We start from the raw sequence: 10,793 nt of genomic DNA, 5'->3' as shown, positions 1-10,793 counted from the left end.
CGCGCGATTGCTGGCGAGTGTGAAGAGCAAAAGCGCGAAGCAACGAAAGAAGGGCTTCCAGTTTCCTGGAAGCCCTTCTTTCTTACATCTGGTAGGCCGTGCGGGACTCGAACCTGCGACCAACGGATTAAAAGTCCGCTGCTCTACCAACTGAGCTAACGACCCGAAGAAGCAAGACTATAAAGGTGAACCGCAGGTCTGTCAACAACCTGCGTCACAATTATTTGATCGTCTGCAGCTTGCCTTGTGCCGTCTGCGCCGCGCTCGACCCGCCGTACTGCGAAACGACCTGTTCGAAGGTCTTCTTCGCGACCGCCTTCTGGCCTTGCTCGAGCTGGTTCGTGCCGATCGCGAGGAGGGCATCGGCCGCCCGCGGATGCTGCGGAAACTTGCTCACGATGCCCTGCCAGGTCGCCGTCGAACCCCGGTAGTCGCGCAGTGCGTACTGTGCGTTGCCGAGCCAGTATTGCGCGGTCGGCTGATAGGGGCTCTCGGGATACTTCGCGATGAAGCTGCGGAACGACGCAGCGGCAGCCTTGAAGTTGCCGTCGCGGAACTGCTGCTGCGCTGTATTGAACGCATCCGTTTCGCCCGGCTGCACGGTGCCTTCGACACCGTCCACCGTCTTCTGCTGCGGCTCGAACTTCTTGAGCCGCGTGTCGAGATCGGTGTAGTACTCCTTCTGCTGGCGTTCGAGCGTCGTGAGCCGGTTCGTCAGGTCCTCGTTCTCGCCGCGCAGCGTCGCGACCTGCTGGTTCAGCTGGTCGAGGCGGCCGGATTGATCGAGGATCGTGCGCTGCGCAGCCTGCAGCTGATTCGTCAGGCTGTCGTTCTTGCTGCGCAGGTCGAGCACGGCGCGACGCGCTTCGTTGTCGTCGAACATGCCGGCGTGCGCCGGCGCGGCCGACCACGCCGCGCCGACGACGCAGACGGCTGCGGCTACGCGCAGCCAGGTTTCACGGTGCGTCATACAGCGAACCTTCCGTTACTGTTGATAGACGAGATCCGAGCGGCGGTTCTGCGCCCACGAAGCCTCGTCGTGACCCGCTGCCTGCGGCTTTTCCTTGCCGAGGCTCACGGCTTCCATTTGCGAGTCGGCCACGCCGAGCAGTGCCATCGCACGGCGCACGGCTTCCGCACGCTTCTGGCCCAGCGCGAGGTTGTACTCGCTCGTGCCGCGGTCGTCGGTGTTGCCCTGGATCAGCACGTGGCGCTGCGGATGGCTCTTCAGGTACTGCGAGTGTTGCTGCAGCAGCGGCTGGTACTCATCCTTCACCGAATAGCTGTCGAAATCGAAGTAGATGCTGCGCTTGGCGAGCGGGCCGTTCGGATCGTTCAGCGGATCGACGTTCACTTGCGCGACGTTTTCCGGGTTCGGCTGCGTGCTCATCGCACCGGCGTTGGCCTTTTCATCGAGCTTCACGCCCGACTTGCATGCTGCCAGCGCGCCGACCATCATCACGGCCAGGGCCAGACGAACTTTTTTCGACATCATGGTTACTCTCCTATTGGTCATTGCATGAAGGGTCCCCACGACGGCTCGCGTACGGAGCCGCCCTGGACGGACAGGATCTGCGGCGGCGCGCTGCCGTCGGAAGGAACGGCAGCCAGCACGTTGCGACCACCCGACTGCGTCGCATACAGGATGTACTGGCCATTCGCCGCAAAGCTCGGCGACTCGTCATGACTGGTATTCGTGATCGCGTTCGCCGCGCCCGTCTGCAGATCCTGAACATACAGCTTGAAGCCCCCGCCCGTGCGGGAGATGTAAGCGAGCATCTTGCCGTCCGGGCTCACGCGCGGACTCGTGTTGTAGCTGCCGGTGAAGGTCACGCGCTGCGCCGAGCCGCCGCTTTCGCCCTGGGCCGGCATCCGGTAGACCTGCGGCGCGCCGCCGCGGTCGCTCGTGAAGTAGATCCAGCGGCCGTCCGGCGAGTAGTACGGCTCGGTATCGATCGAGCTGCTCTGCGTCAGGCGACGCAGGCCGCCGCCGGTCGAGTTCACCGAGTAGATCTGCGTGTTGCCCGTCAGCGACAGTGCGACCGACAGCGTCTGGCCGTCCGGCGACCATGCTGGCGCGCTGTTGTTACCCTTCTGGTCGGACACGATGTAGCGGCGGCCGGTCGGCAGGTCATGGATGTAGACGATCGGCTTCTTGCGCTCGAACGATACGTACGCGACCTTCGTGCCGGTCGGCGACCACGCCGGCGAAATGATCGGCTCGGTGCTCGACAGCGCGATGCGCGAGTTCTGGCCGTCCGAATCGGAAATCTGTAGCTGGTAGCGGTTGCCCGACTTGATCACGTACGACAGCCGCGTCGCGAACACGCCGCGCACGCCGAGCAGCTTCTGGTAGATGTAGTCGGCGATCTTGTGGCCGGCCGTGCGCAGCGTCGTGTCGGTCGCCGTCAGCGACAGGCCGCCGAGGCTTTGCTGCTTCACGGTGTCGTACAGGATGAAGTTGACCTTGTACTGGCCGCTTGCGTCGCGGTTCACGCTGCCCGCGACGAACGCGTTCGCGCCCTTGGCCTTCCATGCACCGAGATCGACCGACGCGGTCTCGGGCACGGGCGTGCTGCCCGCGTCGATGTTCGTGAATTTGCCGCTGCGGGCAAGGTCGGAGCGGACGATCGACGTGACCTGCTGGGGCAGACCTGCCTCGTTCGCGAAATTCGCGGTGGCAATGGGGAACTGGGTCGAACCGACGCCGGTGATCAGCACATTGACCTGCGCGTTAGCGGCGCTGCCCGCCGCGATCAGACACGACGCAACGAGTGCCCTGAAACCTAGCTTCGTCATCAAACTCATGCTTCTTGCTTCCCGTATGACTAGTATCGCTGCGCAACCGCAGAGACAGTAAAAATACCCGATTCGTTCCCGCGATTCGTTCCGTCTTGCAGCGACGCCCGGAGTGTATGCGCATTTCCGCTCACTCCGCCGCCTGGAAGGTAATCGTAATGCTTGGCGGGGTACGACCGTTAGAATCGGGAGGTAACGGGACCGATGCCTGGATCGCACTGACCACGGCTTGATCCCACCCCGAATTTCCGCTCGAACGGCGGATCGATACGCTCAATACGTCGCCCGACGGCGTGCAGCGGATCGCGACGACCGTCGTCAGCCCCGCGCGCTCGCCGCCCCAGACGATGTTCGGCTTCACGCGGCGCCGCACCTTGTCCGGGTAACCCGGCGTGGCCGCCGTGCCGCCCGAGCCCGTGCCCGTGCCGCTCTTCGCGAGGCCTTCGCCGCCGCCTTCGCCACCGCCGGCGAGACCCTGCATCTGCGCGAGGCGCGTACGCCGCTCCTGGTCGAGCTTCGCGTTCGCCGCCGCGTCCGCCTTCGCGCGGGCTGCCGCCTCGGCCTTCGCTGCGGCCTTTGCTTCGGCCTTTGCCTTGGCTGTGGCCTCGGCTTTCGCCTTCGCGGCTTGCTGCTGAGCCTCGAGCTTCGCCTGCTTCTGTTGCTCGAGCTTCTGCTGTTCAAGCTTTTGCTGTTCGAGTTTCTGCTGCTCCGCGAGCTGCTGCTTATGCTGCTTGAGCCGTTCAACCTGCTTCTGCTTTTCGAGCTCGGCTGCCTTCTGCGCGGCGAGCGCGGCCGCCTGCTGGGCCGCGAGCTGCGCGCGTTTCGCCTGCTCTTCCTGTTGGGCCTTCAGCTGCTGCGCGCGGCGCTGCTGTTCGAGCAGCGCTTCGCGTGCGGCGGCTTCCTGCTGGCGCTTCTTCTGCTGCAGCGCGATGTCCGCTTCCTCGTTCTTCACCGGAGGAGGGGGCGGCGCGACCTTCGCGGGCGGCGCCGGCGCCGGGACCGGCTGCGGCGTGGCCATGTCCGGCACCGTCGACCACAGCTCGGCCTCGGAGCCCGCCGGCGTGCTGTTCTGCCATTGGACGCCGTGGTACAGGAACAGCGCGAGCAGCACGTGCATCAGCGCGGCGAGCGCGAACGCGCGCCACGTGCCACGTTCGCGTGGAGGCTGAGGCGGGTAGGCGGCGCTGCGCGGGAGTTGCCGTTTCATTGCGATTTGACGAGGAGGCCGACGCGCTTGACGCCACGCGCCTTGAGATCCGACATCACGGTCATGACGGCATCGTACTGCACGGTCTTGTCGGCTGCGATCACGACCGGCTGGTCAGGATGATCGGCCTGACGGGCGACGATGAAGCTGTCGAGCTCGGCCTTCGTCATCGTGTCTTCCTGGGTCGCACCCGACGCGCCCTTGTACTTGACGCTCATCGTCCGGTCGGCCTTGATGTTGACGACGACGGGCGGCGTCTGTTCCTGCGGCGCGGCGTTGCCGACCGTCGGCAGGTTGATGATCGACGGCGCGACGAGCGGTGCGGTGACCATGAAGATCACGAGCAGCACGAGCATCACGTCGATGTACGGCACGACGTTGATGTCGGCCATCGCGCGGCGCGAGCGGCCGCCGCGCATGCTGGATCGGATGGGAGTTCCGGCCATGGCGCGCTCCTTACTGGGCCTGACGCTGCAGGATGTTCGAGAACTCTTCGATGAAGGTCTCGAAGCGGATCGCGAGGCGGTCGATGTCGTGCGCGTAGCGGTTGTACGCGACCACCGCGGGAATCGCGGCGAACAGGCCGATCGCGGTCGCGACGAGCGCTTCGGCGATGCCCGGCGCGACGTTCGCGAGCGTTGCCTGCTGGACGTTCGCGAGACCGCGGAACGAGTTCATGATCCCCCAGACCGTGCCGAACAGGCCGATATACGGGCTGACCGAGCCGACCGACGCGAGGAACGCGAGGTTCGCCTCGAGCACGTCCATCTCACGCTGGAACGATGCGCGCATCGCGCGCCGCGCGCCGTCGAGCACGAGGCCCGGGTCGCTGATGCGCTTTTCCTTCGCCTTCAGGAACTCGCGCATCCCCGATTCGAAGATCCGTTCGAGCGCGCCGATCGTGTGGCGGTTGTTCGCCGCGCTCTGATACAAGGCCTGCAGGTCGCCACCCGACCAGAAATCCCGTTCGAAGCGCTCGGTCTGCGCGCGTGCGCGGCGGATCGCGAACCACTTCCGGAAGATGAAGGTCCACGACATCAGCGACAGCAACAGCAGCAGCCCCATCACCGCCTGGGCCAGGACGCTCGCATTGAGGACGAGGGAAATGATCGACAGGTCTTGAGAAGTATTCATATAGGTTTGAGTAACGTCCCTTCGGGGGCGCCCGGCCAGGGGCGCCCGGCGGGGTGCAGCGTGGCGCGCCGGCTGACAGGCCGGGATGCCGTACCTGACGCCGAACCTTGCTTAGTATCGATTCAGGAAGGCGAGTTCATAGGCATCGTCTAAACGGGGCTCACGCGAGCCTCGTTGACAACATCGTCTGCCCGGCGTCGTTGACGGGCCCGCGTTGCAGCGCGTCGAGCACGGCCGGCGGGATCGCCGCGGGCCGGATGCCGGTGCGGTCGACGCAGCCGATGCGGATGTGCCCGGCGACGAGCAGCGTATCGCCGCGCCATGCCTCCTGTGTGAATTCCACCGACGCGCGGCCGATTCGCCCGGGCCGGCTCGTGATCGCCAGCGCATCGTCGAGCCGCGCCGGCGCGCGATAGTCGAGCGCGGTGCTGCGGACGATGAAGAGCGCTCCCGTTTCGTCGGCGAGCTGCCTCTGGTCGATGCCGCAGGCGCGCAGCCATTCGGTGCGGGCGCGCTCGAAGAACTTCAGGTAGTTGGCATAGAAGACGATGCCGCCTGCGTCGGTATCCTCGTAATACACGCGCACCGGCCAGGTAAAGCCGGAAGGCGCTTCCGGAGGGCGGGTAGGCTGAGTCATGGCGCGCATTTTACCGGAAGCGGGTAACGGGATTTGTTACCGATTCGTAACGGAATGTAGTAGTGGCGGGCCAGCCGGCGGTCGTCCCGCGGCCGGCCCGCGCGGGTTCAGCCGCGGTAAACCGTGGGGCCGCCGGGCGCCTGCGCGATCGGCATCATCTCGATCGTGTTGATGTTGACGTGCGCGGGGCGAGTCGCGATCCAGTAGATCGTGTCGGCGATGTCCTCGGGCAGCAGTGGCTGGACGTTCGTGTAGACGCTGGCCGCCTTGGCGTCGTCGCCGCGGTAGCGGACATTCGAGAATTCGGTGCCGCCGCAGAGACCCGGCTCGATGTCGGTGACGCGCAGTGGCGTGCCGAGCAGGTCGGCGCGCAGGTTCAGGCTGAATTGTCGGACAAAAGCCTTCGTCGCGCCGTAGACATTGCCGCCCGCATACGGATAGGAACCCGCGACCGAGCCGAGATTGAAGATGTGGCCGCGGCCGCGTTCGATCATGCCGGGCAGCAAAGTGTGCGTGACCGTCACGAGACCCGAGCAGTTCGTGTCGATCATCGTCTGCCATTCGTCGAGGCTGGCCTTGTGGGCCGGCTCGACGCCGAGCGCGAGGCCCGCGTTGTTGACGAGCACGTCGAGCGCCGCGAACTCGGCGGGAAGCGCCGCCGGCACCGCGGCCACCGCGGCGCGGTCGCGCACGTCGAGCTCGAGCGGCAGCAGCGCGTCGCCGAGTTCGGCTGCGAGCGCATCGAGACGATCCTTGCGGCGTGCGGTCGCGACGACGCGGTGGCCGCCCTTGACGAAGGCACGGGCGATGGCGGCGCCGAAGCCGGCGGACGCGCCTGTGACGAACACGATCATTGCTGCTCCTGGTCGGAAAAATAGCGGATGGGGAACCTGCAAGCGTACTGAGATTGCCGCACCGCGGCAAGGCGGCGAAACGTATCCGCCACGGGCGCAAGGAGCCTGTCCCTGATTGTTTGGCCGGCGGCCGCGCGGTTGCCTATTCATGACGCATCCAATAAACTAACGCGCTCATCACCCCTGCGTGACTGGCGATAGAACCCTCGGGTTCAAGGTGGAGCATCCCACCGTGAAGCGCAGGGCGCCGTTTTTGCCGTTCGCCTGGGCAGCCGTTGTGTGCCGTCGCGTACATCGCCGGTGGCTGTCCCTGTCTCGCGTCATACGGATTCTTCCGCCACGTCGAGCTGGTGCCGCCAGCAGCGCAGTGTACTCGGCCACCCCGGTCAACCTGTACACACTTAACGGAAACCGTATGTTTGACAGAGCCCAAAGCACCATCGCGAACGTCGATCCCGAAGTCTTTGCAGCGATCGAGCAGGAAAACCGCCGCCAGGAAGATCACATCGAGCTGATCGCCTCGGAAAACTACACGAGCCCGGCTGTCATGGCCGCGCAGGGTTCGCAGCTCACGAACAAGTACGCCGAAGGGTATCCGGGCAAGCGCTACTACGGCGGCTGCGAATACGTCGACATCGTCGAGCAGCTCGCGATCGACCGCGTGAAGGAACTGTTCGGCGCCGAAGCCGCGAACGTCCAGCCGAACTCGGGTTCGCAAGCGAACCAGGGCGTGTTCTTCGCGATGCTGAAGCCGGGCGACACGATCATGGGCATGAGCCTCGCGCACGGCGGCCACCTGACGCACGGCTCGCCCGTGAACATGTCGGGCAAGTGGTTCAACGTCGTCAGCTACGGCCTCGACGCGAACGAAGACATCGACTACGAAGCCGCCGAGCAACTCGCGCAGGAACACAAGCCGAAGCTGATCGTCGCAGGCGCATCGGCGTTCGCGCTGAAGATCGATTTCGAGCGTCTCGCGAAGATCGCGAAGTCGGTCGGTGCGTACCTGATGGTCGACATGGCGCACTACGCGGGCCTGATCGCCGCGGGCGTCTACCCGAACCCGGTGCCGCACGCCGATTTCGTCACGACCACCACGCACAAGAGCCTGCGCGGCCCGCGCGGCGGCGTGATCCTGATGAAGGCCGAGTACGAGAAGCAGATCAACTCGGCGATCTTCCCGGGCATCCAGGGCGGTCCGCTGATGCACGTGATCGCCGCGAAGGCCGTCGCGTTCAAGGAAGCGCTGTCGCCGGAATTCAAGGCATACCAGCAGAAGGTGGTCGACAACGCGCGCGTGCTGGCGGAAACGCTGGTCAAGCGTGGCCTGCGCATCGTGTCGGGCCGCACCGAAAGCCACGTGATGCTGGTCGACCTGCGTGCGAAGAACATCACCGGCAAGGCAGCGGAAGCCGCGCTCGGCGCCGCACACATCACGGTCAACAAGAACGCGATCCCGAACGATCCGGAAAAGCCGTTCGTGACGAGCGGCGTGCGTCTCGGCTCGCCGGCGATGACGACGCGCGGTTTCGGCACGGCCGAAGCCGAGCTGGTCGGCAACCTGATCGCCGATGTGCTCGAGGCGCCGGAAGATGCGGCGACGATCGAGCGCGTGCGCGCGCAAGTGTCCGAGCTGACCAAGCGTTTCCCGGTCTATCGCTGATCGCTCATGCGCTGCCCGTTCTGCCGGAGCGACGACACGCAGGTGGTGGATTCGCGCGTGTCCGAAGACGGCGCCGCGATTCGCCGGCGTCGTCGCTGCTCGGCCTGCGACAAGCGTTTCACGACGTACGAGCGGGTCGAGCTGGCGTTGCCGGCCGTCGTGAAGAAGGACGGCAGCCGCACCGAGTTCGACCGTCGCAAGATCGTCGCCAGCATGCAACTCGCGCTGCGCAAGCGGCCGGTTGCGGCTGACGCGATCGATGCGGCGGTCGCCCGCATCGAATATCAGCTGCTCGCGACAGGCGAGCGCGAAGTCCGTAGCGAGAAGCTCGGCGAACTCGTGATGAACGAGTTGCGCGGTCTCGATACGATTGCCTATGTCCGTTTCGCGTCGGTCTATCGCCGGTTCGAGGACGTTTCCGAATTTGCCGACGTGATCGAAGAGTTCCGTCGCGCTTCCCCCGCCAAGCCCCCGCGTAAGCGCTGACGCGCTGCGCTGATTCATTCCGATCCCTCCGGTTGTTCATCTCGCGTCGATTGTGGTCGGCGCGATCGTGTCGCGCCAGCTGGCCGTTCGGCGGATGGTGCGCGTGCGTGCATGTCGCTACAGTCGTCGCATCACGTTGGCGGAGGTTCACGATGCGGCGCAATCAGACAGAACGGAAGGCAGGCCGGCGCGCGTGCGGGTACACGCTCGTCGAGTTGATGGTCGTGGTCGCGCTGATCGCCGGGCTCGGTCTGTATGCGGCGCCGTCGTTCGATCAATGGCGGATGCGCGAGCGCATCGACGCCCGTTCGCGCGCATTGCTCGGCGCGTTGTCGTTCGCGCGGAACGAGGCCGTGCGTCTCGGCGTGCGCGTCACGCTGTGCCGGGCCGGAAACGACGACGCATGCCTGCGTGCGGGCGAGCGATGTGACGCGGCCGAATGGTCGTGCGGCTGGATCGTGAGCGGACACTTCGACGAGCAGGCGCGTGTGTTGAGGCGATACCCGCGCGACGCGGAAGTGGCTGTCGCGGGCGTCGCGCACGATCTGGCGTTTGCGCCGCCGGCCGGGCAGGTGATCGGCGGGATCCGGCGCTTCGAATTGCGTTCCCGGCGCGATGGGCGCGCGGTGGACGACGCGCGCGCATCGCGGTGCGTGCGGATCGCGGCGGGCGGCCGCGCGCGCGTGAACGCCGGCCGTTGCGACGCCGAATCGTGAACGCGCGGCGCATGATGCGGGGCACGTCGCTGATCGAGGCAACGATTGCCGTCGCGCTGCTCGCTCTGATGATGTTGACCGTGGCCGGCAGCCAGCTCGCGATGGCGCGCGCACAACGCGCGACGATCTGGCGAGAACGCGCGCTGTGGCTGGCCGATGCGCGCATCGAGCGCATGCGCGTGGCGCCGCACGCGGATGCGGGCCTGGCGGCACTGGTTGCCGCGTCATTGCCGGACGGCACGATGACGATCGACGGCGGGGCAGGCGGCGGGGCAGGTGGTGTGTGGCGGATGACGGTCGGATGGCGCGCCGGCGACGCGACGGCCTCCGCGCGATGCGGTGCCCCGGAAGTATCGACGCATCCGCCATCCTGCGTGCAGATCCCGTTCGGCGAGGTGACGGCCGATGACCGGTGAACGTCATGCGCGCGCGCACACGCTGCTCGAAGTGCTGGTCGCGATGTCCGTCGGCCTGCTCGTGCTCGCGGCGGTCGGCGCGCTGTATCACGCCCAGCGCATCGCGCAGCGCCACGCCGACGACGGGTTCCGCATGCGCGATGCCGCCGGTACCGCGCTGGTGTTGATCGGTCAGCAGATCCAGATGGCGGGATTCCGTCCGCTCGACGTGCTGACGTCGCCGTCATTGCCGCCGGTGTTCGGTTGCGCGTCGGCGCGCGTGCGCGGCGACGACGCACGTGTGCACTGCGAACCCGCGCGTGTATCGTCCGACGCATTGCTGATCCGATATGTCGGCGATGCGGTATCGACCTGGCCGACCGCGAACGGTCAGGTGTCGGATTGCCTCGGCCAAGGGGTGGGCGCACCGGGCGAGCGCCCGCTGGTGTCGAACCGCTTCGACGCGCACGTCAGCCCGTCGACGGGCGAGCCCGAACTGTATTGCGAAGGGAGTGGCCGCATCGGCACCGCGCAACCGGTCGTCGCGGGCATCGACCAGCTGCGCTTTCGCTATCTGCGCCGCGGCGCCACGCGATTCGTCGGCGCCGATGCGATGCGTGCGGACGACTGGCACGACGTGACGGCCGTGCACGTCTGCGTGCGGGCACGGGGCGAACCGATGCGCGAGCGCGTTCGCCACGTCGATTGCGACGGCAACCATGCAGTCGCGCAGGATGGCCGCGCGCGCCTGACCTTGCATCGCGTCGTCGCGCTGAGGAACGCGGCAACCGGTCTCGGCGACGGTCGGCCTGGCGGTTGGCCTGAAAGGCGGCAAGCATTCGGAGCGTCGTGATGAATCGACGCGAGCGCTGGATGAAGTGGCGAGCGCCCGGTACGCGGCA

Annotated in this window: 13 protein-coding genes, 1 tRNA gene and 1 riboswitch; of the genes, 5 read left to right on the top strand and 9 right to left on the bottom strand. The window is 66.3% G+C overall.

Features of this window, described 5'->3' with window-relative positions; all coding sequences use genetic code 11:
- Positions 1-89: 89 nt before the first annotated feature.
- The 9 genes from G3N94_RS12820 to G3N94_RS12780 form a co-directional block, all read right to left on the bottom strand.
- Positions 90-165 (bottom strand) — tRNA-Lys (locus tag G3N94_RS12820).
- 55 nt (positions 166-220) lie between these two features.
- A complete protein-coding gene (gene ybgF / locus G3N94_RS12815; RefSeq protein WP_205792754.1) occupies positions 221-970 on the bottom strand; it encodes a tol-pal system protein YbgF in 750 nt (249 codons plus the stop codon).
- A 15-nt stretch (positions 971-985) separates the two neighbouring features.
- Positions 986-1,495, bottom strand: coding sequence for a peptidoglycan-associated lipoprotein Pal (gene pal / locus G3N94_RS12810; protein WP_205792753.1), 510 nt, complete (start codon positions 1,493-1,495; stop codon positions 986-988).
- A 17-nt stretch (positions 1,496-1,512) separates the two neighbouring features.
- Entirely contained in the window at positions 1,513-2,808 is a 1,296-nt protein-coding gene (gene tolB / locus G3N94_RS12805) for a Tol-Pal system beta propeller repeat protein TolB (RefSeq protein ID WP_205792752.1), read from the bottom strand.
- 121 nt (positions 2,809-2,929) lie between these two features.
- Positions 2,930-4,006, bottom strand: a complete 1,077-nt coding sequence (gene tolA, locus G3N94_RS12800) for a cell envelope integrity protein TolA (protein WP_205792751.1) — start codon at positions 4,004-4,006, stop codon at positions 2,930-2,932.
- On the bottom strand, positions 4,003-4,452 hold the full coding sequence (gene tolR, locus G3N94_RS12795) for a protein TolR (protein WP_026044964.1): 450 nt from the start codon (positions 4,450-4,452) through the stop codon (positions 4,003-4,005). The genes tolA and tolR overlap by 4 nt, the downstream gene beginning before the upstream one ends.
- A 10-nt stretch (positions 4,453-4,462) precedes the next feature.
- On the bottom strand, positions 4,463-5,140 hold the full coding sequence (gene tolQ, locus G3N94_RS12790) for a protein TolQ (protein WP_010091489.1): 678 nt from the start codon (positions 5,138-5,140) through the stop codon (positions 4,463-4,465).
- 160 nt (positions 5,141-5,300) lie between these two features.
- Positions 5,301-5,786 carry a tol-pal system-associated acyl-CoA thioesterase gene (ybgC, locus tag G3N94_RS12785; RefSeq protein ID WP_205792750.1) on the bottom strand — a complete coding sequence of 162 codons (486 nt, stop codon included), beginning with the start codon at positions 5,784-5,786 and terminating at the stop codon, positions 5,301-5,303.
- A 98-nt stretch (positions 5,787-5,884) separates the two neighbouring features.
- Positions 5,885-6,631: an SDR family NAD(P)-dependent oxidoreductase gene (locus tag G3N94_RS12780; RefSeq protein WP_205792749.1), complete on the bottom strand. Its 747-nt coding sequence runs from the start codon at positions 6,629-6,631 to the stop codon at positions 5,885-5,887.
- Between the two features lie 177 nt (positions 6,632-6,808).
- Positions 6,809-6,908, top strand: a riboswitch (ZMP/ZTP riboswitch).
- 138 nt (positions 6,909-7,046) lie between these two features.
- On the opposite strand from G3N94_RS12780, the gene glyA reads away from it, so the two are divergent.
- The 5 genes from glyA to G3N94_RS12755 all read left to right on the top strand — a co-directional run bounded on the left by glyA (position 7,047) and on the right by G3N94_RS12755 (position 10,744).
- Positions 7,047-8,294 (top strand): serine hydroxymethyltransferase, encoded by a 1,248-nt coding sequence (gene glyA / locus G3N94_RS12775; protein ID WP_205792748.1) that lies wholly within the window; start codon positions 7,047-7,049, stop codon positions 8,292-8,294.
- A gap of 6 nt (positions 8,295-8,300) precedes the next feature.
- Positions 8,301-8,780 (top strand): transcriptional regulator NrdR, encoded by a 480-nt coding sequence (nrdR, locus tag G3N94_RS12770; RefSeq protein ID WP_205792747.1) that lies wholly within the window; start codon positions 8,301-8,303, stop codon positions 8,778-8,780.
- A gap of 152 nt (positions 8,781-8,932) precedes the next feature.
- On the top strand, positions 8,933-9,496 hold the full coding sequence (locus G3N94_RS12765) for a GspH/FimT family pseudopilin (RefSeq protein WP_205792746.1): 564 nt from the start codon (positions 8,933-8,935) through the stop codon (positions 9,494-9,496).
- 14 nt (positions 9,497-9,510) lie between these two features.
- Positions 9,511-9,912 carry a hypothetical protein gene (locus G3N94_RS12760; protein WP_241021798.1) on the top strand — a complete coding sequence of 134 codons (402 nt, stop codon included), beginning with the start codon at positions 9,511-9,513 and terminating at the stop codon, positions 9,910-9,912.
- Positions 9,902-10,744, top strand: coding sequence for a PilW family protein (locus G3N94_RS12755; protein ID WP_205792745.1), 843 nt, complete (start codon positions 9,902-9,904; stop codon positions 10,742-10,744). The genes G3N94_RS12760 and G3N94_RS12755 overlap by 11 nt, the downstream gene beginning before the upstream one ends.
- Positions 10,745-10,793: the final 49 nt, after the last annotated feature.

It is taken from the genome of Burkholderia sp. Ac-20353 (genome assembly GCF_017104785.1).
Lineage (GTDB): Bacteria > Pseudomonadota > Gammaproteobacteria > Burkholderiales > Burkholderiaceae > Burkholderia.
The sequence above is the reverse complement of the archived record's forward strand: the minus strand, read 5'-3'. Positions and strand labels throughout refer to the sequence as shown.

Coding starts and splice junctions, on each gene's coding strand:
- ybgF (WP_205792754.1), bottom strand. CDS start 970: ATGACGCACCGTGAAACCTGGCTGCGCGTAGCCGCAGCCGTCTGCGTC.
- pal (WP_205792753.1), bottom strand. CDS start 1,495: ATGATGTCGAAAAAAGTTCGTCTGGCCCTGGCCGTGATGATGGTCGGC.
- tolB (WP_205792752.1), bottom strand. CDS start 2,808: ATGAGTTTGATGACGAAGCTAGGTTTCAGGGCACTCGTTGCGTCGTGT.
- tolA (WP_205792751.1), bottom strand. CDS start 4,006: ATGAAACGGCAACTCCCGCGCAGCGCCGCCTACCCGCCTCAGCCTCCA.
- tolR (WP_026044964.1), bottom strand. CDS start 4,452: ATGGCCGGAACTCCCATCCGATCCAGCATGCGCGGCGGCCGCTCGCGC.
- tolQ (WP_010091489.1), bottom strand. CDS start 5,140: ATGAATACTTCTCAAGACCTGTCGATCATTTCCCTCGTCCTCAATGCG.
- ybgC (WP_205792750.1), bottom strand. CDS start 5,786: ATGCGCGCCATGACTCAGCCTACCCGCCCTCCGGAAGCGCCTTCCGGC.
- G3N94_RS12780 (WP_205792749.1), bottom strand. CDS start 6,631: ATGATCGTGTTCGTCACAGGCGCGTCCGCCGGCTTCGGCGCCGCCATC.
- glyA (WP_205792748.1), top strand. CDS start 7,047: ATGTTTGACAGAGCCCAAAGCACCATCGCGAACGTCGATCCCGAAGTC.
- nrdR (WP_205792747.1), top strand. CDS start 8,301: ATGCGCTGCCCGTTCTGCCGGAGCGACGACACGCAGGTGGTGGATTCG.
- G3N94_RS12765 (WP_205792746.1), top strand. CDS start 8,933: ATGCGGCGCAATCAGACAGAACGGAAGGCAGGCCGGCGCGCGTGCGGG.
- G3N94_RS12760 (WP_241021798.1), top strand. CDS start 9,511: ATGCGGGGCACGTCGCTGATCGAGGCAACGATTGCCGTCGCGCTGCTC.
- G3N94_RS12755 (WP_205792745.1), top strand. CDS start 9,902: ATGACCGGTGAACGTCATGCGCGCGCGCACACGCTGCTCGAAGTGCTG.